Source organism: Nocardioides sp. GCM10023255 (assembly GCF_042653125.1).
Classification (GTDB): Bacteria; Actinomycetota; Actinomycetes; order Propionibacteriales; family Nocardioidaceae; genus Nocardioides.
Genome location: NZ_JBHSHU010000004.1, coordinates 135,937 through 159,858, shown reverse-complemented (window position 1 = coordinate 159,858; position 23,922 = coordinate 135,937). Strand labels below are relative to the sequence as shown.

The 23,922-nt window shown below is 72.9% G+C and carries 23 protein-coding genes; 14 read left to right on the top strand and 9 right to left on the bottom strand.

The genetic code is table 11. The annotated features are described in order from the left end of the window. Nucleotides 1-222: 222 nt before the first annotated feature. From dnaK to ACFO9I_RS08260, 4 genes are read left to right on the top strand one after another with little or no spacing between them, the layout of a single operon-like run. Nucleotides 223-2,076 carry a molecular chaperone DnaK gene (gene dnaK, locus ACFO9I_RS08275; RefSeq protein WP_379179672.1) on the top strand — a complete coding sequence of 618 codons (1,854 nt, stop codon included), beginning with the start codon at nucleotides 223-225 and terminating at the stop codon, nucleotides 2,074-2,076. Continuing rightward, on the top strand, nucleotides 2,073-2,696 hold the full coding sequence (grpE, locus tag ACFO9I_RS08270; protein WP_379179670.1) for a nucleotide exchange factor GrpE: 624 nt from the start codon (nucleotides 2,073-2,075) through the stop codon (nucleotides 2,694-2,696). Before dnaK ends, grpE begins: the two co-directional genes overlap by 4 nt. A 34-nt stretch (nucleotides 2,697-2,730) precedes the next feature. Continuing rightward, nucleotides 2,731-3,903 carry a molecular chaperone DnaJ gene (dnaJ, locus tag ACFO9I_RS08265; RefSeq protein WP_379179668.1) on the top strand — a complete coding sequence of 391 codons (1,173 nt, stop codon included), beginning with the start codon at nucleotides 2,731-2,733 and terminating at the stop codon, nucleotides 3,901-3,903. Next, nucleotides 3,903-4,355, top strand: a complete 453-nt coding sequence (locus tag ACFO9I_RS08260; protein WP_379179666.1) for a heat shock protein transcriptional repressor HspR — start codon at nucleotides 3,903-3,905, stop codon at nucleotides 4,353-4,355. The genes dnaJ and ACFO9I_RS08260 overlap by 1 nt, the downstream gene beginning before the upstream one ends. Before the next feature lie 11 nt (nucleotides 4,356-4,366). On the opposite strand, the gene ACFO9I_RS08255 is transcribed toward ACFO9I_RS08260, so the two are convergent. Next, entirely contained in the window at nucleotides 4,367-5,068 is a 702-nt protein-coding gene (locus ACFO9I_RS08255) for a hypothetical protein (RefSeq protein ID WP_379179664.1), read from the bottom strand. Nucleotides 5,069-5,374: 306 nt separating this feature from the next. Here ACFO9I_RS08255 and ACFO9I_RS08250 point away from each other — a divergent pair, with 306 nt between their 5' ends. Continuing rightward, entirely contained in the window at nucleotides 5,375-6,262 is an 888-nt protein-coding gene (locus ACFO9I_RS08250; RefSeq protein ID WP_379179662.1) for an alpha/beta hydrolase family protein, read from the top strand. Here the strand turns inward: ACFO9I_RS08250 and ACFO9I_RS08245 are convergent. Next, on the bottom strand, nucleotides 6,219-7,061 hold the full coding sequence (locus tag ACFO9I_RS08245; protein ID WP_379179660.1) for a pentapeptide repeat-containing protein: 843 nt from the start codon (nucleotides 7,059-7,061) through the stop codon (nucleotides 6,219-6,221). The genes ACFO9I_RS08250 and ACFO9I_RS08245 overlap by 44 nt on opposite strands. A 158-nt stretch (nucleotides 7,062-7,219) precedes the next feature. On the opposite strand from ACFO9I_RS08245, the gene ACFO9I_RS08240 reads away from it, so the two are divergent. From ACFO9I_RS08240 to ACFO9I_RS08220, 5 genes are all read left to right on the top strand, one after another. Beyond that, nucleotides 7,220-8,539, top strand: a complete 1,320-nt coding sequence (locus tag ACFO9I_RS08240) for a hypothetical protein (protein WP_379179658.1) — start codon at nucleotides 7,220-7,222, stop codon at nucleotides 8,537-8,539. Then, entirely contained in the window at nucleotides 8,536-9,504 is a 969-nt protein-coding gene (locus ACFO9I_RS08235) for an Abi-alpha family protein (protein ID WP_379179656.1), read from the top strand. The genes ACFO9I_RS08240 and ACFO9I_RS08235 overlap by 4 nt, the downstream gene beginning before the upstream one ends. Nucleotides 9,505-9,523: 19 nt before the next feature. Further along, entirely contained in the window at nucleotides 9,524-11,023 is a 1,500-nt protein-coding gene (locus ACFO9I_RS08230) for a cobyric acid synthase (protein ID WP_379179654.1), read from the top strand. Nucleotides 11,024-11,164: 141 nt separating this feature from the next. Further along, a complete protein-coding gene (gene clpB, locus ACFO9I_RS08225; RefSeq protein WP_379179652.1) occupies nucleotides 11,165-13,750 on the top strand; it encodes an ATP-dependent chaperone ClpB in 2,586 nt (861 codons plus the stop codon). Between the two features lie 22 nt (nucleotides 13,751-13,772). Then, complete coding sequence (locus ACFO9I_RS08220) at nucleotides 13,773-14,789, top strand: hypothetical protein (protein WP_379179650.1); 1,017 nt, start codon at nucleotides 13,773-13,775, stop codon at nucleotides 14,787-14,789. A 75-nt stretch (nucleotides 14,790-14,864) separates the two neighbouring features. On the opposite strand, the gene ACFO9I_RS08215 is transcribed toward ACFO9I_RS08220, so the two are convergent. Next, nucleotides 14,865-16,031, bottom strand: a complete 1,167-nt coding sequence (locus ACFO9I_RS08215; RefSeq protein ID WP_379179648.1) for a pyridoxal phosphate-dependent aminotransferase — start codon at nucleotides 16,029-16,031, stop codon at nucleotides 14,865-14,867. 32 nt (nucleotides 16,032-16,063) lie between these two features. On the opposite strand from ACFO9I_RS08215, the gene pyrE reads away from it, so the two are divergent. After that, on the top strand, nucleotides 16,064-16,597 hold the full coding sequence (gene pyrE / locus ACFO9I_RS08210) for an orotate phosphoribosyltransferase (protein WP_379179646.1): 534 nt from the start codon (nucleotides 16,064-16,066) through the stop codon (nucleotides 16,595-16,597). A 24-nt stretch (nucleotides 16,598-16,621) separates the two neighbouring features. Here the strand turns inward: pyrE and ACFO9I_RS08205 are convergent, their stop codons facing one another. Continuing rightward, a complete protein-coding gene (locus ACFO9I_RS08205) occupies nucleotides 16,622-17,308 on the bottom strand; it encodes a DedA family protein (protein WP_379179644.1) in 687 nt (228 codons plus the stop codon). A 69-nt stretch (nucleotides 17,309-17,377) separates the two neighbouring features. Between ACFO9I_RS08205 and ACFO9I_RS08200 the strand changes: the two genes are divergently transcribed. Further along, nucleotides 17,378-18,019 (top strand): maleylpyruvate isomerase N-terminal domain-containing protein, encoded by a 642-nt coding sequence (locus tag ACFO9I_RS08200; RefSeq protein WP_379179642.1) that lies wholly within the window; start codon nucleotides 17,378-17,380, stop codon nucleotides 18,017-18,019. A 14-nt stretch (nucleotides 18,020-18,033) separates the two neighbouring features. Then, on the top strand, nucleotides 18,034-18,726 hold the full coding sequence (locus ACFO9I_RS08195; RefSeq protein WP_379179640.1) for a TrmH family RNA methyltransferase: 693 nt from the start codon (nucleotides 18,034-18,036) through the stop codon (nucleotides 18,724-18,726). Nucleotides 18,727-18,749: 23 nt separating this feature from the next. Here the strand turns inward: ACFO9I_RS08195 and ACFO9I_RS08190 are convergent, their stop codons facing one another. The 4 genes from ACFO9I_RS08190 to ACFO9I_RS08175 are packed head-to-tail and all read right to left on the bottom strand — an operon-like array spanning nucleotide 18,750 to nucleotide 21,161. After that, nucleotides 18,750-19,238, bottom strand: a complete 489-nt coding sequence (locus tag ACFO9I_RS08190) for a SigE family RNA polymerase sigma factor (RefSeq protein ID WP_379179638.1) — start codon at nucleotides 19,236-19,238, stop codon at nucleotides 18,750-18,752. After that, nucleotides 19,235-20,152 carry a hypothetical protein gene (locus tag ACFO9I_RS08185; protein WP_379179636.1) on the bottom strand — a complete coding sequence of 306 codons (918 nt, stop codon included), beginning with the start codon at nucleotides 20,150-20,152 and terminating at the stop codon, nucleotides 19,235-19,237. Before ACFO9I_RS08185 ends, ACFO9I_RS08190 begins: the two co-directional genes overlap by 4 nt. 56 nt (nucleotides 20,153-20,208) lie before the next feature. Further along, complete coding sequence (locus ACFO9I_RS08180) at nucleotides 20,209-20,676, bottom strand: TIGR00725 family protein (RefSeq protein ID WP_379179634.1); 468 nt, start codon at nucleotides 20,674-20,676, stop codon at nucleotides 20,209-20,211. Further along, a complete protein-coding gene (locus ACFO9I_RS08175; RefSeq protein WP_379179633.1) occupies nucleotides 20,673-21,161 on the bottom strand; it encodes a DUF2867 domain-containing protein in 489 nt (162 codons plus the stop codon). Before ACFO9I_RS08175 ends, ACFO9I_RS08180 begins: the two co-directional genes overlap by 4 nt. A gap of 111 nt (nucleotides 21,162-21,272) precedes the next feature. Between ACFO9I_RS08175 and fbaA the strand changes: the two genes are divergently transcribed. Then, the gene (gene fbaA / locus ACFO9I_RS08170) at nucleotides 21,273-22,307 is read left to right on the top strand and encodes a class II fructose-bisphosphate aldolase (RefSeq protein WP_379179631.1); all 1,035 of its coding nucleotides are present in this window, start codon (nucleotides 21,273-21,275) and stop codon (nucleotides 22,305-22,307) included. Nucleotides 22,308-22,380: 73 nt separating this feature from the next. Here fbaA and ACFO9I_RS08165 read toward each other — a convergent pair whose 3' ends face one another. After that, complete coding sequence (locus ACFO9I_RS08165) at nucleotides 22,381-23,919, bottom strand: DHA2 family efflux MFS transporter permease subunit (protein WP_379179629.1); 1,539 nt, start codon at nucleotides 23,917-23,919, stop codon at nucleotides 22,381-22,383. Between the last annotated feature and the right edge of the window lie 3 nt (nucleotides 23,920-23,922).

Genomic DNA, 23,922 nt, shown 5'->3' with positions numbered 1-23,922 from the left:
GTCCCGCGGGCTCTCGATGACTACTACGCGATCGTGTCGGCATCGGTTCTGCCGCCCCGAAGATTCCGGGCCGCCGCGGGAACAAGTGTCACCGCAGGCTGCGTTGGACCCCATGAACAGAGTTGAGTTGAATGCACTCAACTTGTTTGCCAGACTCGTCGCCATCGACGCAGGATGGCGTCACCGAAGACTTGTGGCATCCAACACCGGAGGTATCAACTCATGGCACGTGCGGTCGGCATCGACCTCGGCACGACGAACAGCGTCGTCGCCGTCCTCGAGGGTGGCGAACCCACCGTCATCGCAAACGCGGAAGGCGCCCGCACCACTCCCTCGGTCGTCGCCTTCGCCAAGTCCGGCGAGGTGCTGGTCGGCGAGGTCGCCAAGCGCCAGGCAGTGACCAACGTCGACCGGACGATCCGCTCGGTCAAGCGCCACATGGGCACCGACTGGAAGCAGAAGATCGACGACAAGGACTTCACGCCGCAGCAGATCAGCGCGTTCGTCCTGCAGAAGCTCAAGCGCGACGCCGAGGCCTACCTCGGTGAGACCGTCACCGACGCCGTGATCACGGTGCCGGCGTACTTCTCCGACGCGCAGCGCCAGGCCACCAAGGAGGCCGGCGAGATCGCGGGCCTCAACGTGTCCCGCATCGTCAACGAGCCGACCGCCGCCGCGCTGGCCTACGGCCTCGACAAGGGCGACGACCAGACGATCCTCGTCTTCGACCTCGGTGGCGGCACCTTCGACGTGTCCCTGCTCGAGATCGGCGAGGGTGTCGTCGAGGTGAAGGCGACCTCGGGTGACAACCACCTCGGTGGTGACGACTGGGACGCCCGCGTCGTCGACTGGATGGTCAAGAAGTTCAAGGACAACAACGGCGTCGACCTCGCGGCCGACAAGATCGCCAAGCAGCGCCTCCAGGAGGCCGCGGAGAAGGCGAAGATCGAGCTGTCCTCGTCCTCCGAGACCACGATCCACCTGCCCTACATCACCCACGGCGAGTCCGGCCCGCTGCACTTCGAGGAGCGGCTGACCCGCAGCGAGTTCCAGAAGCTCACCGCCGACCTGCTCGACCGCACCAAGGCGCCGTTCCAGCAGGTGCTCAAGGACGGCGGCGTCGCGGTCAAGGACATCGACCACGTCGTGCTCGTCGGTGGCTCGACCCGCATGCCCGCGGTGACCGAGGTGGTCAAGGACCTGCTCGGCGGCAAGGAGCCCAACAAGGGCGTCAACCCCGACGAGGTCGTGGCCGTCGGTGCCGCGCTTCAGGCCGGCGTCCTCAAGGGCGAGGTCAAGGACGTGCTGCTGCTCGACGTCACCCCGCTCTCCCTCGGCATCGAGACCAAGGGCGGCGTGATGACCACCCTGATCGAGCGCAACACCACGATCCCGACCAAGCGCTCGGAGATCTTCACCACCGCTGACGACAACCAGCCGTCCGTGGAGATCAAGGTCGCCCAGGGCGAGCGCCAGATGTGGTCGCAGAACCAGCCGCTCGGCAACTTCGAGCTGACCGGCCTGCCGCCGGCGCCGCGCGGCGTGCCGAAGATCGAGGTCACCTTCGACATCGACGCCAACGGCATCGTCCACGTCACCGCGAAGGACCAGGCCTCGGGCAAGGAGCAGTCGATGACGATCTCCGGCGGCTCGGCGCTGTCGAAGGACGACATCGACCGGATGGTCCGCGAGGCCGAGCAGTACGCCGAGGAGGACGCCAAGCGTCGCGAGGCCGTCGAGGTCCGCAACCAGGCCGACTCGCTGGTCTACTCGACCGAGAAGTTCCTCGACGAGAACGGCGAGAAGATCCCCGAGGACGTCAAGACCGAGGTCAAGGCCGACGTCGACGCGCTGAAGGCCACCCTGGAGAACGCCGAGGCGTCCGCCGAGGAGATCCAGGCCGGCGTCAGCAAGCTCGGTGAGTCCAGCCAGAAGATGGGCGCCGCGATGTACGCCGCCGCCGAGGCCGACCAGGCCGCTGCGGGTGGCACCACCGGCGCCTCCGGCGAGGCCGACGAGGACGTCGTGGACGCCGAGATCGTCGACGAGGGCCCCGCCGAGGGTGAGGCCAAGTGACCGACGCACCCCACCACGGTGCCCAGGACCCGGCCGAGCCCGTCGAGACCCCCGAGGTCTCGACGGGCCCGGCCCCCGGGACGCCCGGGTCCTTCGGGGAGGAGGCTGCGGAGATGGCCAACGAGACCGAGGTCGAGGCTCCTGCCGAGGGGCAGGAGGCCGGTGACGTCGAGCTCGAGGACGACCTGACGCGCACCCGGCGCGACCTGGCCGAGCTGACCACCGACCTGCAGCGGCTGCAGGCCGAGTACCTCAACTACAAGCGCCGCGTCGAGCGGGACCGCGAGCTGATCCGGGAGAACGCGACGTACGCCGCGCTCGCCCCGATCGTCGAGGTGCTCGACACCATCGACCGGGCCCGCGAGCACGGTGAGGTCGACGGCGGCTTCAAGGCCGTGGCCGACCAGCTCGAGCGGGTGGTCACCAGCCTGGGGCTGTCCCGGTTCGGTGCGGTGGGCGACCCGTTCGACCCGAGCCTGCACGAGGCCCTCTCCCACATCGGTGAGGACCCGGAGGTGTCGGTGACGACGTGCAAGGTGATCGCGAAGGCCGGCTACCGCATCGGCGACCGGGTGGTCCGGGCCGCGCAGGTGCTCGTGGTCGACCCCGCGGGCGAGTGAGGAACGACGAGGATGACGGAGAGGGGGTGCGCGGATGAGTGCCACTGACGGGATGCGGGCCGACTGGGCCAGCAAGGACTTCTACGCCGAGCTGGGCGTGAAGAAGGACGCGACGGCCGACGAGATCAAGAAGGCCTACCGCAAGCTGGCGCGCGCCAACCACCCCGACTCCCACCCCGGCGACACGGCCAAGCACGAGAAGTTCAAGAAGGTCGCCGAGGCCTACGACGTGGTCGGCGACGCCGAGAAGCGCAAGAAGTACGACGAGATGCGCGACCTGTACGCCGGTGGTTTCCGGGGCGGGTTCGGTGGCGGTGGGCCCGCGGGCGGTGCCGGCGGGTTCGACCTCAACGACCTGCTGCGCGACCGCGCCGGCGGCGGGGGCGGCTTCGGCGACATGTTCGGCGACCTCTTCGGAGGCGGCCGGCAGCGGACCCAGCAGCGCCGCCCCCAGAAGGGCGCCGACGTCGAGACGACGGCGACGATCAGCTTCACCGACGCGCTCGACGGCGTCACGATCTCGCTGCGGCTGACCTCCGACGCCCCCTGTCCCGACTGCTCGGGCACCGGCGGCAAGCCGGGCACCAAGCCGCACGTCTGCCCCGAGTGCGAGGGCGCCGGCTTCGTGGTCGCCTCGGTCGGCGGGGCGTTCTCGATGAACGAGACCTGCCCGGCCTGTGGTGGCCGCCAGCTCGTCTACGACGAGCCCTGCCCGACCTGCCACGGCAGCGGGCGCGGCCTGTCGGCCCGGACCATCCAGGCCCGGATCCCCGCCGGGGTGAAGGACGGCCAGCGGATCCGGCTGCGCGGCAAGGGCGCGGCCGGCGAGAACGGCGGTCCGGCCGGCGACCTCTTCGTCACGGTCAAGGTGTCCCCGCACCGGATCTTCGGCCGCAAGGGCGACAACCTCACCCTCGACGTGCCCGTCTCCTTCGACGAGCTCGCACTCGGCGCGGACATCAAGATCCCGACCCTGTCCGGGGCCCCGGTGACCCTGAAGGTCCCGGCCGGCACGCCCAACGGGCGCACCTTCCGGGTCCGCGGCAAGGGGGCCCGCAAGGCCGACGGCACCGTGGGCGACCTGCTCGCGACCGTCGAGGTCCAGGTGCCGGGCGTGCTCGACGACGCCACCCTCCAGGCGATCGAGGCCTACCGGGCCGCGACGGCCGGCAAGCCGATGCGCGCGAACCTCTTCGAGGGCTCGTGATGAAGGGCGGCGCGCGCGACTTCCGGGCGCCCGGCCCGGACGCGGCGGTCTACGTCATCAGCGTGGCCGCCGAGCTCACCGGCCTGCACCCGCAGACGCTGCGCACCTACGAGCGGCTGGGCCTGATCACACCGGGCCGCACGGGTGGCGGCGGCCGGCGCTACTCGCACCGCGACATCGAGCTGCTCCGCCAGATCGCCGACCTCACCTCGGCCGGGATCGGACTGGAGGGGGTGCGACGCATCCTCGACCTGCAGAACCACGTGACCGCGCTGGCGCAGCGCAACGAGGAGCTGGCGGCCGAGCTGGAGGCCACCCGCGACGCCCTGCGCCAGGCGCTGGCCGCGCGGCGCGCCGACGGAGCCGTGGCCGCGCCGCCGAACCGGCTGCCGGTGCTGCGCCAGCCGAGCCCCGGCCAGTCCCTGGTCGTCTGGCGCCGCAACAGCCGCTGACGCCCCGCCGGTCAGGCGAGGGCGTCGCGCATCTGCGTGAACCGCTCGTCCATGGTCACCGCGTAGGCCTCGGCGGCCGCTCCGCCGCCGTTGTACTCGTGCGCGGCGGCGGTCCAGCTCCCGGTCGAGCGGTGCAGTGCGGCCAGGTGACGGAAGCCGACGAGCATGTTCGGGTAGGGCTTCCAGGCGCCGCCGAGCCGGTCCGCGCGGTCCTGGTAGCTGTACCAGGTCAGCTGCATGGGTCCGACGCCCTGCATCTGGCCGGTGCGCTCGCGCACCGTCTTGTAGGCGAGGTACTTCGCCCGGGTCACCTTGCCGGCACCGGCGAAAACCGTCGGGTCGTGCCCGAAGACGTTGCGGCCGCCGCCGGTCTCCTGGACCAGGAAGGCGCAGCCCACGTAGTAGGGGATCTTCGCGTCCCGCGTGGCGCGCAGCGCCGTGTGCGCCATCGTGCAGCCCGCCTCGCGGGCCGCGTCGATGCGCTGCTCGACCGCCTCGGAGGGCTGCCCGGACGCCTGCTGGGACGACCGGGTGGACGGCTGGTCCGCCGTCGTCGTCACCGACGCGCTCGAGCTCGTCGTCGGCTCCGGGTCGGGCCCGACGAGCTCGGGCCCGACGAACTGGGGCCCGACGAACTGGGCCAGCGCGAGGACCGCGGCGGGGAGCAGCACCGCATGGGTGCGCTTGGAGAACAGCCTGGACACAGGGGACATGGGGAACTTCCTCGGGTGGGGGTCGGTTCCTGCCTGCGGCCGCGCAGCGGCTCGCCTCCCCCCGGCAGGCCCAGGCACGGGCGACGGCGACCCGGGTTCACCCAGCGGGTCGCCTCGGCACGTCGTACCCGGCGGTCAAACGTCCCGGCGTGGCGCTCCATCGCTGCCACCGGGACGTCCTCCATCGTGGCAAGACGCCGGAGCGACGGCCAAAATCAGGGCGGGGAGGCCCTGGTCACACGACCCCGAGGTCCGGTGTCGGCCGACCGCACCCGCAGGCGGTGCTGCGCCGCTACAGTCGCGCGGGTGCTGGCAACAAAAGTGATCGAGCCCGCGGCGCGGCTGCTGGTCGACCGGTCCCGGTCGGACCTCCGTGATCCGACGCAGGGTCGCCCGGTGCGGGTCTACGACTGGGCTCCGGACGCCCCGGCGGGAACACCCCTGGTCGTCGTCTCGCACGGCACCGGCGGGTCGGGCCGCGACATGGGCTGGCTGGCACGACCACTGGCCGCGGCGGGCCTGCGCGTGCTGAGCCTGGACCACCACGGCAACAACCACGTCGACGGCTACCACCCGGAAGGCTTCCTGCTCGTGTGGGAGCGCCCCCGTGACATCACGTTCCTCCTCGACGCGGTGTGGGACGAGCTCCGGCCCTCCGCGGTCGGGGTCGCCGGCTTCTCCCTCGGCGGGTACACCGCGGCCGCCCTGGTGGGAGCCCGCGTGGACGCGCCCCTCGTGGCGTCGGTGCTTGCGGGCGACGTGCCGCTGCCGCCGATCGAGGAGATGCCGGACGCGCTCGAGCAGCTGCGGGCCCGGCACAGCCCCGACGAGCTGGCGCACGCTGCCGCCGGGGCCGGCGTCCAGCTGCGGGATCCGCGGGTCGCGGCGGCGTTCCTGGTGGCTCCGGGTCTGGGCGCGCTGCTGACACCGCGGAGCCTGGCATCGGTCCCGGTGCCCGTGGAGGTCCGGTGGGGCGACGCCGACACCACCAACCCGTTCGAGCGGGACGTGCGACCGCTGCTCGATCACCTGCCCGCGGCTCACGGGCTCGAGGTCGGGCCCGGCGTCGGGCATCACGACTTCATCGAGCCGCTCACGCCCGACCGTCCTCGGGCGCGTGAACGGGTCGGGTCCGAGGCAGTGGCGTTCTTCACCGAGCAGCTGCTGGTCGGGGCTGACCGTTCGGGGGCGTAGCAGCGGCCGCGGGCCACGCGCCGGGCCGACGCAGCCGGTCGGGCACCCGCGTGGTGGCGTCGCCGCGCGCCGCCTCCAGCTGCGGGCCGGTGAGGAACAGCACCTCCCGCAGGTCGGTGCCCCGCAGGTCCGCCCCGCGCAGGTCCGCCCCGAGGAGGTCGGCGGCCCCGAGGTCCACGCCGCGCAGGTCGGCGCCGATCAGCAGCGCGCCGCGCAGCGTCGCCGAGGCCAGGTCCCGGCGCCGCAGGTCCCGCCCGGCCAGGTCGGCACGGGCGAGGTCGGGGCGCCCGGGGCCGCGCACCCGCGCGCTCGCGGCGGTCAGCAGGGCGGCGCACTCCTCGTGCAGCTCGTCGACGTCGGCGGTCAGCAGCTCCACCGGCGTGGCGTCGCGCAGCACCAGCAGCCGCCGGCGCAGCTCCTCCGCCGCGGGGTCGGGGGCCCTGCGCCCGACCTCGCCGAGGTGGGCGAGCAGCTCGTGCAGGTGGCGTACGACGGAGAGGACGGCCGCCATCTCGCCGAGGTCGTCGTGGTCGCGCCACGACGTACCCCCGTAGGTCACCTGGGAGACGTGCTGGCCGGCCCCGAAGCAGTCGAAGACCGCGCAGCCCGACCAGCCACGCTCGCGCAGGTCGGCGTGGATCCCGCACCGGTCGTCGCGCTGGAGGTGGTGACAGGGCACGCCCCCTGGCTTGTCGGCGCCGAAGCCGGCGTCCCGACGGTAGGGCAGCAGCACGCAGCACAGCGCGAAGCAGCGTGAGCAGTCGGCCTCGAGCTCGGGCTCGGGGGAGGTCGTCGGCACCCGGTCATCCTCGCAGCAGGCGCTGGGGCGCCCCCGGCCGGCGGCGCCCGGCTGTGACGAGGGCCGCTTTACAAGTGCTGGCCATCTGTAAGGCGGGCTCGTTATGGTTCGTCCGGTTGGATCGCCCCGCACCGGGGTAGACCCGAGGGGTGACGCCGATGCTGGACGCGCCAGTCGTGGAGTGGCTGGACGAGTGGGCCGCCGGCGTGAGCTGGGTGCACTTCGTCACGATCCCGCTGTTCACCGGCGTCGTGGGCTGGCTGATCAACTGGTCGGGACTGGTCATGCTCTTCAAGCCGGTCCGCTTCCACGGCGTGCGCATCCCGGGCATGCGCGAGCTCGCCTCGGTGCTGCCGCGCAAGGTGCAGGAGGTGCCCGGCCTGCTCCAGGGCGGCATCGGCTGGCAGGGGATCATCCCCGCGCGGGCCGCCAAGATGGGCAGCATCGCCGTCGACAAGGCGATCTCGAAGCTGGGCACGCCCGCGGAGTTCTACCAGCAGCTCGAGCCCGACCAGATCGCCGAGCACATCGTCACCGTCTTCCGCCCGGAGATCCCCGAGCTGGTCGACGAGGTCATGCGCCGCGAGCACCCGCGGTTGTGGCGCGACCTGCCGCGCCCGTTGCGCGAGGCCGTGGTCGAGCGGGTGCAGGCGCAGCTGCCCGCGGTGGTGGGTCGGGTCACCGACGAGATCGGGGTCCACATCGACCAGCTGCTCGACCCCAAGATCATGGTCATCGACCACTTCCGCGCGAACCCCTCGCTCGTGGTGCGGATCTTCCGCGACTTCGGTCAGCGCGAGCTGAACCTGATGGTGGCGTTCGGGTTCGTGTTCGGCTTCCTGCTCGGCATCCCGGTGGCCGTCGTGGACAGCTTCTTCGGCCAGTGGTGGCTGTTGCCGATCCTCGGGGTCGTGGTCGGCTGGATGACCAACGCCCTCGGGATGTGGCTGATCTTCGAGCCGCCGGAGCCCCGGCGGATCCTCGGCATCAAGGTGCACGGCCTCTTCCTGCGCCGCCAGGACGAGGCCGCCGAGGTGTACGCCCGGATCATCGCCGAGGACGTGATCACCCTCGAGCGGATCGGCGACTTCCTGCTCGACGGGCCGCGCGGCGACCGGACCCGGCAGATGCTGGCGACCGCGCTGCGACCGGCCATCGACAGGGCGGCCGGGCCGGCGCGCGCCGCGGTCCGGGTCGCGGTCGGCCCGGCCCGCTTCGACACCATCCGCGAGTCCGTGGCCCGCGAGGCGGTCGGGCGCACCCTCACGCCGTTCAAGGACCCCGCCTTCAGCCGTCGCCAGGCCGACAGGATCCAGGTCCTCGTCGCGCGCCGGACCAAGGAGCTGCCGCCGCGCGACTTCGTCGAGATGATGCGCGCCGCGATCAAGGAGGACGAGTGGATGCTGTACGCCCACGGCGCGATCATGGGCCTGGGGGGCGGGTTCCTGCACCTGTGGCTGTTCGGAGCGGGCGGATGAGCGAGCCGACGACCTCCGGGCACGACGGCGTCCCCGAGGCGGAGCTCGACCCGCCGGTGCCCCCGGAGCCGCGGGGGCCGCAGCTGCCGCTCGGCGTGGCCGACGGGTTCGCGCCCGCCGTCGAGGCGCTGCCGGGGCTGGCCCGGGTGGCGGCCTCGGCCTGGTGGCACACGACCGAGTGGGGCGTGCGGACGTCCGCCCGGGCCGGCCGGCGGGTGGCGCGGGCGGTGACGGATGCGGACGAGGCGGCGGCGCTGGCCCGCGACGCCACCGAGGCGGCCTCGGTGATCGGCGGGCTGGCCCGGGCCGTCTCCTCGGGCGTCCCGCTGTCCCGCGCCCTGATGACGGCGGGGGAGTCCCTCGGGGAGCTCGCCGAGCCGCCGGAGCCCACCGACGGCCACGCGCACGAGGCGCCCCGGTCGTTGCGCGAGCGCGGCGCCCGGCTGCTGGAGCGCTCCCGTGACGTCTGGAGCACCGATGTCGGGCACCCGGCCTACGAGCGGATCCTCGACGAGCTCGCCCCCGACGAGGCCCGGATCCTGCTGCTCCTGCTCCAGGGAGGCCCGCAGCCGAGCGTGGACGTCCGGACCGGCGGGCCGATCGGCATGGTCAACAGCCAGCTGATCGCCCCCGGGCTCTCGATGGTCGGCGCGCGGGCGGGGTGCCGCTACCTCGACCAGGTGCCGGCGTACCTCAACAACCTGTTCCGGCTGGGCCTGGTGTGGTTCTCCCGGGAGTCGCTGCGCGACCCGATGGAGTACCAGGTGGTCGAGGCCCAGCCCGACGTGCTGGCCGCGGTGCACTCGGTGAAGTTCGCCAAGATCGTGCGCCGCAGCATCCACCTGACGCCCTTCGGCGAGGACTTCTGCCGGACCTGCCTGGTCGACGAGTCCGTCGCCGCCACCGACTTCCCCCAGCACGCCCTGCCGCCCGAGCCCGAGGGCGGCGAGCCGCCCAGCGCCTGAGTCCCGCTACGGTGCGGCCGTGCGTGGGTCACTGCTGGTCGCCGGGACGACGTCGGACGCCGGCAAGACGGTGGTCACGACCGCGCTGTGCCGCGCGTTCGCCCGGCGTGGGGTCCGGGTCGCGCCGTTCAAGGCGCAGAACATGTCGAACAACTCGATGGTGTGCCTCGCCGACGGCGGCGCCGCCGAGATCGGTCGGGCGCAGTGGAGCCAGGCACTGGCCGCCGGGGCGGTGCCCGAGCCGGCGATGAACCCGGTGCTGCTCAAGCCCGGCAGCGATCGGCGCAGCCACGTCGTGGTCATGGGGCAGCCGGCGGGCGACCTGCGGGCCTCCGACTTCCTCGGCGGCCGGACCCAGCTGCGCGACGCGGCGTTCGCGGCGTACGACGACCTCGCCGGCAGGTACGACGTCGTGGTCGCCGAGGGCGCCGGCAGCCCCACCGAGATCAACCTGCGCGCCGGGGACTTCGTGAACATGGGGCTGGCCCGGCACGCCCGGATCCCGACGGTGGTCGTGGGCGACATCGACCGGGGCGGGGTCTTCGCCTCGATGTTCGGCACGCTGGCGCTGCTCGACGAGGCGGACCAGCGGCTGGTCGCCGGCTGGGTCGTGAACAAGTTCCGCGGCGACCTGGCCCTGCTCGAGCCCGGGCTCGAGCAGCTGCGCGGCCTGACCGGGCGCCCCGTGCACGGCGTGCTCCCGTGGCACCCCGACCTGTGGCTGGACTCCGAGGACGCCCTCGACCTGGGCGGTCGGCGGGCGACGGACGAGGCGGGGCCGACGCTGCGGGTGGCCGTGGTCCGGCTGCCGCGGATCAGCAACTTCACCGACGTCGACGCGCTCGGGCTCGAGCCGTCGGTGGACGTGGTCTTCGCCAGCGAGCCGCGGGCGCTGGCCGGGGCCGACGTGGTGGTCCTGCCCGGCACCCGCGCGACCCTGGCGGACCTGGCCTGGCTGCGCGAGCGGGGCCTGGACCGGGCGGTGCTGGAGCACGCGGCCGCGGGCCGCGCCGTGCTCGGCGTCTGCGGCGGCTTCCAGATGCTCGGCCGGTCGGTGAGCGACCCGGACGGGGTCGAGGGGCCGGCCGGGGCCGAGGTGCCGGGGCTCGGGCTGCTCGACGTGGAGACCGTCTTCGAGCCCGCCAAGGTCCTCGCGCTGCCCTCGGGGTCGGCCCTAGGCCAGCCGGTGCGGGGCTACGAGATCCACCACGGCCGGGTCGCCCGCGGGCCGGGGGCCACCGAGGTCCCCGGCGGCGCGCGCGCCGGCAGCGTCTGGGGGACCCTGTGGCACGGCCTGCTGGAGTGCGACGGCTTCCGGCAGGCGTGGCTGGGGCAGGCCGCGGCGGCGGCGGGGACGTCGTACGCCCCCGCGGGGGTGTGCTTCGCCGAGCGCCGCGAGGCGCGCTTCGAGCTGCTGGCCGACCTGGCCGAGGAGCACCTCGACGTGGGCGCGCTGCTCGACCTGGCGCTCAGCGGCCCGCCGCCCGGGCTCCCGCTGCTGGCGCCGGGGGCCGGCTGACCGCGGTCCGCGCGCCTGGACCCGCCTCACGAAATTCACAAAAGTTGAGCGGAACAGACTCAACTTCTCGCGCGTTGTGACCAGTGACGAGCACACTGGGTGCCCGTCCTCGAGGAAGTCGCTCCCAGGAGACAAGAGCCCATGAGTCAGTTCGGCGCCGACAAGTTCACCACTCGCAGCCGCGAGGCGATCGAGGCCGCCCAGCTGTCCGCCACGACGGCCGGCAACACCAACACCGAGCCCATCCACCTGCTGGTCGCGCTGCTGCGCCAGGAGGAGGGCACCGCCCGCAACCTGGTCACCAAGGCCGGCGTCGACGCGGGTGCGCTGACCGCCCAGGCCGAGCGCGTGCTGACGGCGCTGCCGCGCGCCAGCGGCTCGACCGTCCAGCAGCCCGGCGCGTCCGCAGCGCTGACGCGGGTGCTCGCCGCCGCCCTCGACCTCGCCGGCAGCATGAAGGACGACTACGTCGCCACCGAGCACCTCCTCATCGCGATCGCCGGCACCGAGAGCTCGGCCCAGAAGGCCCTCCAGGACGCCGGGCTGACCGAGCAGGGCCTGCGCGAGGGCCTCACCGCCGTGCGCGGCAACCGTCGGGTGACCAGCCAGGAGGCCGAGTCGACCTACGAGGCGCTCGAGAAGTACTCCGTCGACCTGACCAGGGCGGCCGAGGAAGGCCGCCTCGACCCGGTGATCGGGCGGGACGCCGAGATCCGGCGCGTCGTCCAGGTGCTGAGCCGGCGCACCAAGAACAACCCGGTCCTCATCGGCGAGCCCGGCGTCGGCAAGACCGCCGTCGTCGAGGGGCTGGCGCAGCGCGTGGTCGCCGGCGACGTCCCCGACTCGCTCAAGGGTCGCCGGGTGCTCAGCCTCGACCTCGCGGCCATGGTCGCGGGCGCGAAGTACCGCGGTGAGTTCGAGGAGCGGCTCAAGGCCGTCCTCGAGGAGATCAAGGACGCCGGCGGCCAGATCATCACCTTCATCGACGAGCTGCACACCGTCGTCGGGGCCGGCGCCGGCGGCGACTCCGCCATGGACGCAGGCAACATGCTCAAGCCGATGCTGGCCCGCGGCGAGCTGCACATGATCGGCGCGACCACCCTCGACGAGTACCGCGAGCGGATCGAGAAGGACCCCGCGCTCGAGCGCCGCTTCCAGCAGGTCTTCGTCGGCGAGCCCAGCGTCGAGGACACCATCCAGATCCTGCGCGGCATCCAGGAGAAGTACGAAGCCCACCACGGCGTCCGGATCACCGACGCGGCCCTGGTCGCCGCGGCGACCCTGTCCGACCGCTACATCCCGGGCCGCCAGCTGCCCGACAAGGCGATCGACCTGATCGACGAGGCCGCGTCCCGGCTGCGCATGGAGATCGAGTCCTCGCCCGAGGAGATCGACCAGCTGCGCCGCCAGGTGGACCGGATGAAGATGGAGCAGTTCGCGCTCGAGAAGGAGTCCGACGACGCCTCGGTCGAGCGGCTCGCCAAGCTGAAGGCCGACCTGGCCGACCGCGAGGAGGAGCTCCGGGCGCTCGAGGTCCGCTGGGAGCAGGAGAAGACCTCGCTGGAGGGGGAGGGCGAGCTCCGCCGCCAGCTCGACCAGCTGCGCAGCGAGGCCGACCGGCTGCTGCGCGAGGGCAACCTCGAGGCCGCCAGCCGGATCAACTACGAGTCGATCCCCGCGCTGGAGAAGAAGATCAACGCCGTCGTCGACGCCGAGCGCTCCGACCTCGAGCCGCTGGTCGGCGAGGAGGTCGGCGCCGAGCAGGTCGCCGACGTGGTCGAGGCCTGGACCGGCATCCCCACCGGCCGCATGCTCGAGGGCGAGACCGCGAAGCTGCTGCGCATGGAGGAGGTCATCGGCGAGCGCCTGATCGGGCAGGAGGGCGCCGTCCGGGCGGTCAGCGACGCCGTACGCCGCTCCCGCGCGGGCATCTCCGACCCGAACCGGCCCACCGGCTCGTTCCTGTTCCTCGGCCCGACCGGCACCGGCAAGACCGAGCTTGCCAAGGCGCTCGCGGACTTCCTGTTCGACGACGAGCGGGCGATCGTGCGCATCGACATGGGCGAGTACTCCGAGAAGCACTCGGTCGCCCGCCTGGTCGGTGCCCCTCCCGGCTACGTCGGCTACGAGGAGGGTGGTCAGCTCACCGAGGCGGTCCGCCGCCGGCCGTACTCCGTCGTGCTGCTCGACGAGGTCGAGAAGGCCCACCCCGAGGTCTTCGACATCCTGCTGCAGGTGCTCGACGACGGCCGGCTGACCGACGGCCAGGGTCGCACCGTCGACTTCCGCAACACGCTGCTGATCCTGACCAGCAACCTCGGGTCGCACTACCTGGTCGACCCCACGCTGGACGCGGAGAAGAAGCGCGACTCGGTGATGGCGGTCGTGCGGTCGTCGTTCAAGCCGGAGTTCCTCAACCGCCTCGACGAGGTGGTCATGTTCGACGCGCTCACGCTCGACGAGCTGACCCACATCGTCGACCTGCAGCTCTCGCTGCTGGAGAAGCGGCTGGCGGTGCGCCGGATCACCGTCGAGGTCAGCGACGCCGCCCGGCGCTGGCTCGCCGACACCGGCTACGACCCGGCGTACGGCGCCCGTCCGCTGCGGCGGCTGATCCAGAGCGCGATCGGCGACCCGCTGGCGCGGATGCTGATCGGTGGCGAGGTCACCGACGGCGACGTCGTGCGCGTGGACCGTGGGGAGGACGGCCTCACGCTGGCCGTGTGACCGCGTTTGGTGGAATGGGTGCATGACCGCACCCGCCCGGCAGGATCCCGGGCCCACGCCAGCGCCGCCCCGCCCCCGCCAGGTGACCCTGGCCGCCTGGCTGATCATGGGCGGGTCGGCGCTGGTCGTCCTCACCGTCTTCGAGCGGGTCGCGGGGCTGCACACGCTCGAGACCCGGCAGGCGGCGCAGGAGTTCCTCGCCGAGCCGCCCGGTGACACGCTCGGGCTGGACGTGTCCGGGGTGCTCGACATCCTCCGGGTGCTCTGCATGGTGGCCGCGGGCTGCGCGACCGCCGCGGCGATCCTGGGCTACCAGGTGCTGCGCCGCAGCCGGAGCGCCCGCCTGGCGCTGACCCTGCTGGCGGTCCCGCTGTTCGTGACCGGCCTGGTCTCGGGTGGCTTCCTCGCCTCGGTCGTCGCCGCGTCGTCGGTGATGCTGTGGTTCCAGCCCGCCCGCGACTGGTTCGACGGGAAGGCACCCACGCCGGCGCCCGAGCCGGTCGCGCCGGCCCCGTGGCCCGCGTCCCGCCCGGCCCAGGCCGCCCCGGAGCTGCTGCCGCGGCTCGAGGCGGACCCGACCGTGCGTCCGGCGGCCGTGTCGTGGGCCTGCGTCCTGACCTGGGTCTGCGCCGGCCTCACGCTGCTGGCGATGGCCGCCAGCATGGCCCTGCTCGCGGCCAGCCCCGACCTGGTCTTCGAGGAGCTGCACAGGCAGAACCCCGACCTCGCCGCCCAGGGCCTCTCCGACGACACCCTGCGCACGGCCACCTTCGCGGTGGGCGGCGTGGTCGTGGTGTGGTCGCTGGCCGCGATGGTCCTGGCCGGGCTCGCGTTCCGCCGGGTCGGCTGGGCCCGGCTCTCGCTGGTCGGCTCGGCGTCGGCCTCGGCGGTCTGCCTGCTGCTCGCGACGCTGGGGCAGTTCCTGCTCGTGCTCCCGCTCGCCGCCAGCGTGGTGACCCTCGCGCTGCTGGTCCGCCCCGACGTGCGCGCCTGGTTCGACGGCACGGGCGACGGGTCGGCGTCGCACGACGTGAAGTAGCGACGGGTCGGCCTCGTACGACGTGAAGCTGCGACGGGTCGGCCTCGTACGACGTGAAGCTGCGACGGGTCGGCGTCAGGCGTGCAGGTCGGCGCCCTTCAGCCGGCGCAGCCCCTCCTCGATGACCTCGGGCTCCTTGCAGAACGCCCAGCGGACCAGGTGCCGGCCGGCGCCGGGGGCGTCGGGGTCGTCGTAGAACACCTGGCTCGGGATCGCCACGACGCCGGCCCGCTCGGGCAGGGCCAGGCAGAACGACAGGCCGTCGGCCCAGCCCAGGGCGGAGACGTCGGCCGTGGCGAAGTAGGTCCCCTCGGGGACCCGCACGTCCAGCCCGACGTCGCCGAGGCCGGCGCACAGCAGGTCGCGGCGCTCCTGCAGCGAGGTGGCCAGCCGGGTCGGGAAGTCCGGCGCCTCGTCGAGGGCGAGGGCGACCGCCGGCTGCAGCGGGGAGCCCGAGGTGAACGTCAGCCACTGCTTGGCGGCCAGCACCGCCCCGACCAGCTCGGCGGGGCCGGTGGCCCAGCCGACCTTCCAGCCCGTGAACGACCAGGACTTGCCCGCGCTCGACAGGGTGAGGGTGCGCCCGGACATGCCGGGCAGGGTCGCCAGCGGGACGTGCCGGTGCCCGGTGAACGTCAGGTGCTCGTAGACCTCGTCGGTCACCACCACGAGGTCGTGCTCGACCGCCACCTCGGCGATGACCGCGAGCTCCTCGGGGGTGAGCACGGTGCCGGTCGGGTTGTGCGGGCTGTTGACCAGCATCAGCCGGGTCCGCGGGGTCACCGCTGCGCGCAGCTCGTCCGGGTCGAGCCGGTAGTCGGGCGCGCGCAGCGTCACCGGACGGCGCACGCCACCCGCCATCTGGATCATCGCCACGTAGGAGTCGTAGTAGGGCTCCAGCACGACGACCTCGTCACCCGGGTCGACGAGCCCGAGGAGCGCCGCGGCGATCCCCTCGGTGCACCCGGTGGTCACCACCACCTCGCGGTCCGGGTCGAGCTCGAGCCCGTAGTGGCGCTGCTGGTGGCGGGCGATCGCCTGCCGCAGGGCGGGGACGCCCGGCCCGGGGGCGTACTGGTTCTGCCCGCCCTCGAGCGCGGCCACCGCCCGCGCGATCACCTCCGGCGGCCCGTCGACGTCCGGGAAGCCCTGCCCGAGGTTCACCGCCCGGGTGCGGACCGCGAGCGCCGACATCTCGGAGAAGATCGTGGGAGGGATGCCCTGGAGGCGGGAGGCGAGCATGGCTCGAACCTAACGCGGATACCCTGCGGGGCGTGACCAACGCAGACGCAGACCTCGCCCGCGACATCGACGCCTGCTGCCGCCTGACCGGTGAGTTCACGCTCCGGTCCGGCCAGGTGGCCTCGGAGTACTTCGACAAGTACCTCTTCGAGTCGGACCCCCGGCTGCTGCACCGGGTGGCGCAGCAGATGCTCGACCTGCTGCCGGCCGACACCGAGCTTCTCGGCGGACTCGAGCTCGGCGGGGTGCCGATCGCGACCAGCGTGTCCGGCCTGACCGGGCTCCCGGCGCTGTTCGTGCGCAAGAAGGCCAAGGAGTACGGCACCTGCAAGCTCGCCGAGGGCCCGGACGTCGCCGGGCGGCGGGTCACCCTGATCGAGGACGTGATCACCACCGGTGGTGCCGTGCGCGACGCGACCCGGGCGCTGCGCGAGGCGGGCGCGGTGGTCGAGGTGGTCGTCTGCGCGATCGACCGCAGCCCCGAGGGCCAGAACCCGCTCGAGGACGTCGGGCTCGAGGTGCGCCCGGTGCTCACCAAGGCCGAGCTCGACGCCGTTCGTCGCTGACCCGGCTCCGATCGGGCGTCCGGGTCAGTCGGCCTGCTGGTCGGCGGCCTGGTGCCGGCTGTGTCGCCACCACTCGTAGACGACGGGGACCAGCGAGAAGGCGAGGATCGCGATGATCGCCTTGTCGAGGTTCTCGCCGAGGGACGGGAACGCCGACCCGAGGAAGTAGCCGAGCAGGGTGATGCTGATGACCCAGAGCATCGCGCCGACCAGGCTCCAGGTGAAGAAGCGGCCCCGGTGCATCTTGGTCACGCCCGCGACCACGGTGATGAAGGTGCGGACGAACGGCACGAACCGCCCGATGACCAGCGCCTTGCTGCCGTGCCGGTCGAAGAAGTCCGAGGTCTTGTCGAAGTGCTTCTGCTTGAGCACCCGACCGTCGCGCTCGTAGAGCGGTGGCCCGAGCCAGCGCCCGATCTCGTAGCCGGACACGTTGCCGAGGAAGCCGGCGAGGGTGAGCGCCGCGAGCGCGAAGAGCAGCTCGACGAACGGTGCGCCGGGGATCAGGTCGACCTTCTCCGAGGCGATGAACAGCCCGAGGCCGAAGAGCAGCGTGTCGCCGGGCAGGAACGGGAAGAGCAGCCCGCACTCGATGAACACGATGGCGAGGCTGACCCAGAAGAGCGTGTTGCCGAACTGGTCGAGCAGCCAGTTGGGGTCCATCCAGCTCATCCCGAGCAGCAACGGATGGAGATCCAGCAGCACGGTCACGGATCAACGGTACCCGGGAGGTCCTGAGCGTTCCCTGACGCGTTCGGGCGGAGGGGTACGGTTCCGGCTGTGGACGACCGCGACGCCGACGCCTTCCTCGCCGCAGCCCGGATCGCGGGGGAGCTCGCCACCCGGCCCGAGGTGGCCGCCCGGTGGACCGACGAGAGCGCCTGCGCCGGCATGAGCGTCGGCGGCCTGGCGCACCACCTGGTGGGCCAGGCGGTCACGATGCTGCGGCTGCTCACTGCAGCGCCGTCCGAGGAGCAGCCGATCGGGGTGATCGAGCACTACGACCGCGCGGCCTGGGTGCACTCCTCCCTCGACGACGAGGTCAACGTGGGGATCCGCGAGGGCTCGGACGCCGAGGCCGCGGGCGGGCCCGACGCGCTGAAGGAGCTGCTGGACTCGACGCTGGCGGACCTGCCGACGGCGTTGCGGGCGCCCCGGGACCCCGACACCGTGCACATCCCCTGGCAGGGGTGGAGCCTGACCTCCCACGACTGGGTGGTCACCCGGTTGATGGAGATCGTCGTCCACGCCGACGACCTCGCCGCGAGCATCGACGTGCCCACGCCGGAGTTCCCCGAGGACGTGGTCACCCCGGTAATAACGCTGCTCGCGGGCGTGTCCGTGCGCCGCCACGGCCAGGCCGCGGTCGTGCGGGCGCTCAGCCGCCCGCAGCGGGCGCCCGGGTCGGTGTCGGCCTTCTGATGGAGGACGGGCTGATGGACGAGCGGCTGATGGCGGAGCGCCGGGCGCCGTACGACCCCATGCCGCACGGCCCGGAGGAGGTCGGGGTCGGGCCCTGGCCGGGGCCGTGGCCGACGGGGGAGCAGTACGACGCGCAGCTGCTCGCCGAGGGCGACCGCCGCAACGTGGTGGACCGCTACCGGTACTGGACGGTCGAGGCGATCGTGGCCGACCTCGACAGCCGGCGCCACGACTTCCACGTGGCGATCGAGAACTGGCAGCACGACTTCAACATCGGCACCATCGTCCGCTCGGCGAACGCGTTCCTCGCCGCCGAGGTGCACATCGTGGGCAACCGCCGCTGGAACCGACGCGGCGCGATGGTGACCGACCGCTACCAGCACGTGCGGCACCACCCGACGGTGGCCGACCTCGCGGCGTACCTCCACGAGCAGCCGGGTGGGCCGGTCTCGCTGCTCGGCATCGACAACCTGCCCGGGTCGCAGCACCTCGAGACGATGACCGTGCCGCGCCGGGTCTGCTTCCTGTTCGGCCAGGAGGGGCCCGGGCTCTCGGCGGGGGCCCGCGAGGCCGTCGACGGGACGTTCTCGATCGCGCAGTTCGGCTCCACCCGCTCGATCAACGCCTCGGCCGCGGCCGCGATCGCGATGCACGCGTGGGTGCGCGCGCACGCCGATCTCTCCGGCGACGCCGCCTGGCGGGGTTGACCCGAGGGCCGCACGACCCCTGCTCAGTGCGAGGCGAGCACCTCCTGCAGCGCCGCCAGCCCGCGGGAGCTGTGGCTCTTGACCGTGCCCTGGCTGATGGACAGCTCCGCGGCGGTCTCGGCCACGGACAGGCCCAGCCAGTGCCGCAGCAGCACCGTCTTGCGCTGCATGAGCGGCAGCTGCTGCAGGGCGTCGAACAGCGCCGAGCGCTCCTCGACCGGCAGCGGCTCGCGTGCCTCGCGCTCGGGTCCGTCGAGGCCGGACACCTCCCGGCGCCACGGCCGTCGGGACTCGTCGATGTTCGCCCGCACGATGATCGTGCGGACGTACGCCTCCTCGTGGCCGTCGCGGCGCACCCGCGGCCAGGCGACGTACAGCTTGACCAGGGCGGTCTGCACCAGGTCGTCGGCGCGGTGCCAGTCGCCGCAGATCGCGTAGGCGATCCGCCGCAGGTGGGTGCGGCGCGCCCGCACGAAGTCGGTGTACGCCGCGTCGCGGTTCTCGGCCCTCACAGCAGCCCACCGCCGCCTTCGGCGTAGCGCTGGCGCGCGAGGTCCAGGAACGCGTCCAGGGTGGCGCCCCCGTCGGCGGCGGAGACCGCGATGTACTGCGCCGGGGCGCCGGCGGAGCGGCGGGCCAGGACGTAGTAGCGCTCGCCCTCGAACTCCACCTCCGCGACCGCGGTCCGGTCGTCCGGGCCCGCGAAGGACTCACCCACGGCGGGGTGCGGTCGCTGCTGGACCATCGTCACCGCGTCGAGCGGCTGGAGCCGCTCGCTGTCGCCGTCGAAGCGCACCAGCTGCATGGTGACCTGGCCCGGCCACTCGGTCACGTCGCTGCCCGGGTCGCCGCCCCGCTCGGAGCCCTGGATGGGGGCCTGCTCGTCGATCCAGTCGCGGAAGCCGAGCTCGGTCATCGCCTGCTGGCTGGCGGAGCCCCCGCCCTTGAGCTTGTCGACGTAGCCGGCGTACCAGTAGGTCTGGCCGTTGAGCCGGTAGACGACCGCGGCGGAGATCGACGGCGCCTTGCGGTGGTAGGGGTTGTCGACCACGCGGACGACCTTGACGCCCGGAGCCACGTGCAGGGTGCCGTCCGGCTGGAGCGAGACGTCCATGCCCATGAGCGCGGCCCTCTTGTCCGTCACGACAGCCAACCGCTCGGGCGCGGTCGTGGGTGACGGGGTGGGCGATCCGGTCGTCGTGGTGGCCTTCGGCTCGCCGGCGACCGGAGCTCCCTGAGGATGACCGCCGCCGGCGGTGGCCAGGGCGGTGGTGCCGCCGATCGCGACCACCACGGCGGCGGCCGCCGCCCCGGTCACGAGCCGCCGACGTCGCAGCGCCCGCCGTCCCTCGGAGACCAGTGCGGTGACCGGCCCGGGCTCGGGACCGGAGCCGAAGCTGCGGTCGATCTCGTCGCGGATGTCCATGGCTCCCCCTGTCGTGTGCTCTCAGGTGGGATACGGCTCGCAGCGGCGAAAGGTTGTCATGGCAGCAGCTCCGCCAGCGCCTCGATCGCCGCGGCGGCGTCGGCCACCACCGTGCCCACGTCCTCGGGCAGCTCCCAGGGGTCGAGGAGGACGAGGGGTACGCCGGTCCGCCGGGCCAGCGCGATCTCGCTGAGCGTGCCCCAGCTGCACCCGACGGCCACCACCGCGTCGGCGGCCCGGACCAGCAGCCCGTTGCGGAGCTCGCCCAGCCCGGTGGGGAGCAGGTAGGTGTGCTCGACGGCACCCGCGGCGCGGTCCAGCCCGGGCAGCAGGCCGATGGCCACCCCGCCGGCGCCGGTCGCCCCCGCGGCCGCTGCCCGCATCACCCCGTGGTGCCCGCCGGTGAGCACGACGGCTCCGGCCAGCGCGAGCCGGCGGCCGACCCCCTCGGCGTGCACGAGGTCGGACCCCCGGGCCGTGCCGGCCGGCCCCACCACGGCGACGTAGCGCCCCGCGACGCTCATCGCGGTCCCGTGACCAGGTCGGCCAGGAGCCGCCGGTGCACGAGCTCCGCGACCGCCTCGCGGGCCGGCAGGTCGACCAGCAGGTAGGCGCGGCCCAGCACCCCGTGCGGCTCGAACGCCACCTCCTGGTGCAGCCGGCTGCGCGCCTCGTCGGCGGGCTCGACCTCGGTGGTCAGCACGACCCGGCCGGGTGCGCGCACCGCGGCCTCGAGCACGAGCCGGCGCCGGTCGCCGTCGTGGCCCGCGGCGAGGACGCGCCAGAAGCCGGCGGTGTCGCCCGCCGCCAGCAGCGGGGTGCCGGGCGGGTCCCACGGCCGGCCACGGCCGCCGACGAGCCGGTCGAGGCCGCCGCGCAGCACGAACGGCGCGGCGTCGACGTACCACTGGCGGCCAGCCCTGCCGGAGGCGACCACGGCCCACGCGGCGTCCGCGGGCAGGTCGAGCTCGCTGCTGCGGCGGCTGGTGCGCAACGTCGGGAGGGTCACGCCCCGACCCTAGGCGCTGCCCCCGGCACCGAGGACCGAACGACCCCTCTGCGGTCCGTCGCGGAGCCACTAGGGTGGGACGCGCCCAGCACGCCGGCCGAGGAGTTCCAGATGCCCATCGCCACCCCCGAGACCTACGCCCAGATGCTCGATGAGGCCAAGAAGAACGCCTTCGCGTTCCCGGCCATCAACGTGTCGTCGTCGCAGACCCTGAACGCCGCCCTCAAGGGGTTCGCCGACGCCGGGTCCGACGGGATCATCCAGGTCTCCACCGGTGGTGCGGAGTACTTCTCCGGCCCGTCGGTGAAGAACATGGTCACCGGCTCGGTCGCCTTCGCCGCGTTCGCCGCCGAGGTTGCCAAGAACTACCCGGTCAACGTCGCGCTGCACACCGACCACTGCCCCAAGGACAAGCTCGACGGCTTCGTGCGCCCGCTGGTCGACATCTCGGCCGAGCGCGTCGCCCGCGGCGAGCTGCCGCTGTTCCAGTCGCACATGTGGGACGGCTCCGCCGTGCCGCTGGACGAGAACCTCCAGATCGCCCGCGAGCTGCTCGAGAAGTGCGCCAAGGCCCGGATCATCCTCGAGATCGAGGTCGGCGTCGTCGGCGGCGAGGAGGACGGTGTCGTCGGTGCGATCGACGAGAAGCTCTACTCCACCCCCGAGGACGCCATCGCCACCGTCAAGGCGCTCGGCACCGGCGAGGACGGCCGCTACATGACCGCGCTGACCTTCGGGAACGTGCACGGCGTCTACAAGCCCGGCAACGTCAAGCTCCGCCCCGAGATCCTCAAGCACGCCCAGGAGGCGGTCGTGAAGGAGCTCGGCCTCGAGGCCGGCGCGCGCCCGTTCGACCTGGTCTTCCACGGCGGCTCCGGCTCGACCGCGGAGGAGATCGGTGCGGCGGTCGACTTCGGCGTGGTGAAGATGAACGTCGACACCGACACGCAGTACGCCTTCACCCGCCCGGTGGCCGGCCACATGTTCACCAACTACGACGGCGTCCTGAAGGTCGACGGCGAGGTCGGCAACAAGAAGGCCTACGACCCGCGCGCCTGGGGCAAGGCCGCCGAGGCCGGCATGGCCGCGCGTGTCGTCGAGGCCTGCGAGAACCTCCGCTCGGCCGGGAAGTCCGTCTCCGCCTGAGGCTCCGCACCCCCCGCAACGTCAGACGGCCCGGTCGCTCCAGCGACCGGGCCGTCTGACGTCCTGCTGGAGGTCAGCCCGCGTCGACGACCGGTCGGGCGCCCGTCCCGGGTGCGGCGGACTCACCGGCGGTCACGCCGAAGCCCTGGTGCTTCGGCTTCTCGAAGAAGAGCACCGCGATGAAACCGAGGACGAAGGCCGCGGTGGGCAGCAGCACCGAGGTCGCCATCGCGTCGCTGAACGCCTGCGCGACCTGGGGCGGCAGGCCGCTGCCCGCGGAGGCGCCCTCGCCCCCTCCCTGGCCGCTGAACGACGGCAGCCCCTCGGCAGCGAGCCGCGAGTCGATCAGCACCGCGATCGCGGCGGAGCCCAGCACCGCGCCGACCTGGCGGGTGGCGTTGTAGACGCCGGACCCGGCACCGGCCTGCTGGACCGGCAGGTTGCGGGTCGCGGTCGCGCTGTTCGGCGCCCAGACGAAGGCGTTGCCGATGCCGAAGACGACCATGGGCGGCACCGTCCACCAGATCGAGGTGTCCGGGGTCATCACGGTGGACAGCCACAGCAGGCCGGCGAACAGGCAGGCGAACCCGAACGCCGTGATGATCCGCGGGTGGACGCGGTCGGTCAGCTGGCCGACCAGCCGGGCCAGCACCAGCGTCATGACCGCCATCGGCACCAGCAGCAGCGCCGCCCGCGTCGGGCTCAGGCCACGGACCACCTGGGCCCAGATCATGATCGGGATGGACAGCGACGTGATCGAGAAGCCCATGACCGTGATGGCGACGTTGGCCAGCGAGAAGTTGCGGTCGCGGAACAGGCCCAGCGGGACCAGCGGCTCCCGGGTGTTGCGCGACTGCCAGAACACGAAGGCCGCGAGCACGACGAGGCCGGTGGCGATCATCAGCCAGATCGCCGTGCTCCACTCGTACTGGTGGCCCTCCTGGATGCCGAAGACCAGCAGGAACATGCCGAGGCCGCTGAGCGCGACGCCGAGCCAGTCGAAGCTGTGCGAGTGCGTCGGCAGGGTCGGCACCAGCCGCCAGGCGAGCACGAAGCCGACCAGGCCCACCGGCACGTTGATGAAGAAGATCCACTCCCAGCCGAGCGCGTCGACCAGCACGCCGCCGAGGATCGGGCCGACGAGCGTGGCCACACCGGCGGTGGCACCCCAGAGCGCCATCGCCGCGCCGCGCCGGGCCGCAGGGAAGATGCGGGTGATGATCGCCATCGTCTGGGGGGTGATCATCGAGGCGCCGAGGCCCTGGACGACCCGCGCGATGATCAGGCCCTCGATGGTGCCCGTCAGCCCGCACCACAGCGAGGCCAGGGTGAACACCGTGAGCCCGGTCAGGTAGAGCCGCTTGGGGCCGAACCGGTCGCCGAGCCGCCCGGTGATGAGGACCGGGACGGCGTAGGCCAGCAGGTAGGCGCTGGTCACCCAGACGACGTCGTTCACGCCGGCGTGCAGGTCCTCGATGATGGCGGGGGTCGCGACCGAGACGATGGTCGTGTCGACCAGGATCATGAAGAAGCCGATGCACAGCGCGAAGAGGGCCGGCCACGGGTCCTTCTCCTGCGTCTCGGCCCGAGTGACAGGTGCGGAGTGGGTCATGGG

Excerpts from the sequence above, each read along its gene's own strand:
- dnaK (WP_379179672.1), top strand. The coding sequence starts at position 223 with ATGGCACGTGCGGTCGGCATCGACCTCGGCACGACGAACAGCGTCGTC.
- dnaJ (WP_379179668.1), top strand. The coding sequence starts at position 2,731 with ATGAGTGCCACTGACGGGATGCGGGCCGACTGGGCCAGCAAGGACTTC.
- ACFO9I_RS08260 (WP_379179666.1), top strand. The coding sequence starts at position 3,903 with ATGAAGGGCGGCGCGCGCGACTTCCGGGCGCCCGGCCCGGACGCGGCG.
- ACFO9I_RS08255 (WP_379179664.1), bottom strand. The coding sequence starts at position 5,068 with ATGTCCCCTGTGTCCAGGCTGTTCTCCAAGCGCACCCATGCGGTGCTG.
- ACFO9I_RS08240 (WP_379179658.1), top strand. The coding sequence starts at position 7,220 with ATGCTGGACGCGCCAGTCGTGGAGTGGCTGGACGAGTGGGCCGCCGGC.
- ACFO9I_RS08235 (WP_379179656.1), top strand. The coding sequence starts at position 8,536 with ATGAGCGAGCCGACGACCTCCGGGCACGACGGCGTCCCCGAGGCGGAG.
- clpB (WP_379179652.1), top strand. The coding sequence starts at position 11,165 with ATGAGTCAGTTCGGCGCCGACAAGTTCACCACTCGCAGCCGCGAGGCG.
- ACFO9I_RS08220 (WP_379179650.1), top strand. The coding sequence starts at position 13,773 with ATGACCGCACCCGCCCGGCAGGATCCCGGGCCCACGCCAGCGCCGCCC.
- ACFO9I_RS08215 (WP_379179648.1), bottom strand. The coding sequence starts at position 16,031 with ATGCTCGCCTCCCGCCTCCAGGGCATCCCTCCCACGATCTTCTCCGAG.
- ACFO9I_RS08195 (WP_379179640.1), top strand. The coding sequence starts at position 18,034 with ATGGACGAGCGGCTGATGGCGGAGCGCCGGGCGCCGTACGACCCCATG.
- ACFO9I_RS08185 (WP_379179636.1), bottom strand. The coding sequence starts at position 20,152 with ATGGACATCCGCGACGAGATCGACCGCAGCTTCGGCTCCGGTCCCGAG.
- ACFO9I_RS08180 (WP_379179634.1), bottom strand. The coding sequence starts at position 20,676 with ATGAGCGTCGCGGGGCGCTACGTCGCCGTGGTGGGGCCGGCCGGCACG.
- fbaA (WP_379179631.1), top strand. The coding sequence starts at position 21,273 with ATGCCCATCGCCACCCCCGAGACCTACGCCCAGATGCTCGATGAGGCC.
- ACFO9I_RS08165 (WP_379179629.1), bottom strand. The coding sequence starts at position 23,919 with ATGACCCACTCCGCACCTGTCACTCGGGCCGAGACGCAGGAGAAGGAC.